Origin of the sequence: Streptomyces sp. NPDC059456, assembly GCF_042750055.1 — a bacterium.
Classification (GTDB): domain Bacteria; phylum Actinomycetota; class Actinomycetes; order Streptomycetales; family Streptomycetaceae; genus Streptomyces.
Genome location: NZ_JBHYVA010000601.1, coordinates 1 through 3,398, shown reverse-complemented (window position 1 = coordinate 3,398; position 3,398 = coordinate 1). Strand labels below are relative to the sequence as shown.

Here is a 3,398-nt window from a genome sequence, read left to right as displayed (position 1 = left end):
CACACACTTTGGGGGGGGGGGCGCCCGCGGGGGCGCCCCCCCCCGGCGAACCGTGGCCGTACTGCCCCGAGTCGCACGAATGGCACGACCCGCGGACCGACGAGTGGCACGAGGGCCCGAACGCCATGCTGCCCGTGGCCCAGCTGTACGTGCGCGACGTACCCCTGCTGCGACCGCCCGGGCAGGCGGACCTGCTCCAGATGCTGTGGTGTCCGTTCGAGCACGAGCCGGACTGCAAGCCGCCGACCGCGCTGTTCTGGCGATCGGCCGCCGAGGTCACCGACGTCCTCGCCGCGCCGCCCGAGACGTGTGCCGTGGAGTATGACGAGTACGTGCCCGAGCCGTGCGTCCTCGCACCGGAACAGATCACCGAGTACCCCCATCCCCTCCAACTGAGCAGGGAGTTGCAGCAGCAGCTGAAGGACTGGAGCAGGTGGCAGGCAGCCGAACCCGGTGTGGACGGCTCCTACGCCCCCTACCCGGACTCCTTCTACACCGAGGAGCTGTCCATCGCTCCCGGCTGGAAGGCCGGTGGCTGGCCCCCGTGGGGTCTCACCGATCCCATCGCCCGGTTCTGCGCCGTCTGCGGCGCCGAAATGGCCCCGCTGCTGACCGTCCCCTCGAAGGAATGGCATTCCGAGTACCGCAGTTGGGTCCCGTACGAGGACCGGGCCATCGCCGCGGTCGACCACTCCGGCGTGGTGAACTCGCCCAGGATCCAGATCTCCGGCGGCAGCCATCTCCAGCTCTACACGTGCCCGCAGTCCCCGGACCATCCGCACACCGACCTGATCCAGTGAGGCCGCCCCGCGCCGGGGTTCACAGGCTCGCGAGGAGGCCGTCGAGGGGGGCCGGTACCCGTACGGGGCCGAGCGCCTCGGTGAGGAGGCGGCCGTAGCGGATCTTGCGGCCCTTCTTCGTGCCGAGGAAGCGCCGCAACTGCTCCTGCCGGGACCGGCCGTGCTGCGCGGGCTGGCGAAGGAACGTCTGCCAGGCCCGGGCATCTCCCTCCGCCCGGACGATCTCCTCGACCTCCGCGGTGCCCAACGCGCGGATCAGCTCGTCCTCCAGGTCCCGCAGGCAGACGAAGAAGCCCTGGTCCGGCGCCCCCGCCCGGCGCAGCCCGCGCGCGTAGAACGGCTGCTCGCGCGCGTCGCACAGCCCCGCCAGGCGCAGCCCGAGGCCGGGCGGCCCGAGGAGGGCCGCGTAGCGGCCGATGTTCATCGCCCCGCCCATCGGCAGGACGCACACGCCCTCGGAGGGCAGGTCCCGGCCCCGCTGCCCGGCCAGCACGTCCACGGCGGCGAGATCGCTCGGCCCTTCGAGCAACACCGCCGTGTGCACGCCCGTGCGTACGGCCAGATCGCGGGCCGGCCCGTCCGGGCCGCCCCTCGCCCAGGCGTCGATCGCGTTGCGCAATGCCTGCGTGTCACCGTCGTCCCCCATGGAGGCGAGTCTGCACGTCCACGGCCGTTCGGGCACGCCATATTCGGCGCCCCCGGCCCGCGGATCAGTCCTGGTACACGACGATGAACGCGCCGCGGGGATGGGAGCCCGACTGTCCCGCCGTCTCCGTGAGGGCGCGGCGCAGCTCGTGCAGGTGGGTGGGGGCGAGCTGGAGCGGAGGCTCGTCCGGCTGGTGGGTGGTGCCCCGCGGGTAGTCCGTGTCCGGCCGCGTGGTCATCTCGATGTGGCAGCCGAGGACATGGGTGACCGGGCGGGTCGCGCAGAAGCCGATCAGCCGGTCCACCGTCTCGGCGTAGGCCGCCCGGTCCTGCACGTAGAGCCGCCCGGGGTAGAGCGAGTCACCGGTCAGCAGCAGACCCGTGTGCCGGTCGTGGAAGACCAGGGCGGCGGCCTGGTGGCCGGGCCCGGGGACGAGGTCCAGGACGCGTCCGCCCAGGTCGAGCTCGGCGGTGCGGTGCGGCCAGTCGTCGAGTCCGAAGTGGGCCGTGACCTCGTCCAGCCCCGGGCCGACGACCGTGGTGTGCGGCCTGTCGGCGAACTGCCCGTCGCCCGCGACGTGGTCGCCGTGCCCATGGGTGTGGGCGACCGTCAGCCCGTACCGCGCACGGGGATTGCGCAGCAGCCAGTCCTCGATCAGGGCGTCGACGGTCGCGCGCAGCGGGAAGTGGGCGGGATCGGCGGTGGCGCCGGTGTCGATGAGGAGCGCCCGCTCGTTCCCGAACAGCAGGAAGAGGAACGGAGCCTCGTAGTGCACCGACTTGTTCTGGCGCAGGACCACCGTGTTCTCGGTGTACGCGTGGACCTGGATCTCGGGGGCGGGATCGTGCTTGGGGGACGGCCAGCCCGCGTGCCACACGGCATCCAGGCTGCCGGGGACCGGGGCGTCGGCGAGGAAATCGATCACGACCCCAACCTAGCGCCGCCGCCCTCGAAAGGACACGTCACCGTGCGCCTTCGAGGAGTTCCCGTACCAGGCCGCCGACCTGCTCCGTCTCCAGCAGGAACCCGTCGTGCCCGGAAGGCGAGCGGATGACCCGGACCGCGCCCGCCGACGCGATCCCCTCCGCCAGCTCCTCCTGCTGCTCCAGCGGGTAGAGGTGGTCGGAGTCCACCCCGGCCACCACCGTCCGGGCCCGCACCCGGCCGAGAGCCGCGCGGGCACCGCCCCGGCCCCGCCCGATGTCGTGGGTGTTCATCGCCTCGACCAGCGCCACGTAGCTGGCCGCGTCGAACCGCCGGACGAGCTTGTCGGCCTGGTGGTCCAGATAGGACTCGACGCGGTACCGGCCGCCGCGCCAAGGCTGCTCGCCCTCCTGGGCCTCGTGGCCGAAGCGGCTCTGCAGCTCCCCGGCCGACCGGTAGGTGATGTGTGCGATGCGGCGGGCGATGCCCAGACCCGTGTGCGGCCCCCGCCCGGGTCCGGCGTCGTGGTAGTCGCCGCCCCGCCAGTGGGGGTCGGCGCGGATCGCGTGCAGCTGCGCGCCGGCCCAGGCGATCTGCTCCGCGCTCGCCGCCGCCGGGCAGGCGAGCAGCAGCAGCGCGGCCACGCGCCGCGGTTCCCCGACCGCCCACTCCAACGCCCGCATCCCGCCCATGGAGCCGCCGATCACCAGGGCCCAGCGCCCGATGCCGAGCGCGTCGGCGAGTCCGGCCTCGGCCCGCACCTGGTCGCGCTGCGTCAGACGGGGGAAGGCGCTGCCCCAGGCGTCCCCGCCGGGGCCGGTGGAGGCGGGCCCGGTGCTCCCCTGGCAGCCGCCCAGTACGTTCGGCGCCACCACGAACCACCGGTCGGTGTCGAGTGCGCGCCCCGGGCCGGCCAGTGCGTCCCACCAGCCCGCGGTGGGGTGGCCGGGCCCGGCGGCGCCGGCGACGTGACTGTCCCCGGTCAGCGCGTGCAGGACGAGGACCCCGATCGAACCGGCGGGGGGGTG

4 protein-coding genes are annotated in these 3,398 nt (G+C 73.8%); 1 reads left to right on the top strand and 3 read right to left on the bottom strand.

The genetic code is table 11. The features are described 5' to 3' along the window. Window positions 1-800: hypothetical protein (locus ACFXA3_RS34420; RefSeq protein WP_385193500.1), on the top strand; the 800-nt coding region annotated here is incomplete at its 5' end. Between the two features lie 19 nt (window positions 801-819). Here the strand turns inward: ACFXA3_RS34420 and ACFXA3_RS34415 are convergent. The 3 genes from ACFXA3_RS34415 to ACFXA3_RS34405 all read right to left on the bottom strand — a co-directional run. Next, window positions 820-1,446 (bottom strand): TOPRIM nucleotidyl transferase/hydrolase domain-containing protein, encoded by a 627-nt coding sequence (locus ACFXA3_RS34415; RefSeq protein ID WP_385193497.1) that lies wholly within the window; start codon window positions 1,444-1,446, stop codon window positions 820-822. Window positions 1,447-1,510: 64 nt separating this feature from the next. Beyond that, a complete protein-coding gene (locus ACFXA3_RS34410) occupies window positions 1,511-2,371 on the bottom strand; it encodes an MBL fold metallo-hydrolase (protein ID WP_385193494.1) in 861 nt (286 codons plus the stop codon). Between the two features lie 37 nt (window positions 2,372-2,408). After that, window positions 2,409-3,398, bottom strand: a 990-nt coding sequence (locus tag ACFXA3_RS34405; protein ID WP_385193491.1) for a homoserine O-acetyltransferase, incomplete at its 5' end; no start/stop codon positions are given.

Excerpts from the sequence above, each read along its gene's own strand:
- ACFXA3_RS34415 (WP_385193497.1), bottom strand. The coding sequence starts at position 1,446 with ATGGGGGACGACGGTGACACGCAGGCATTGCGCAACGCGATCGACGCC.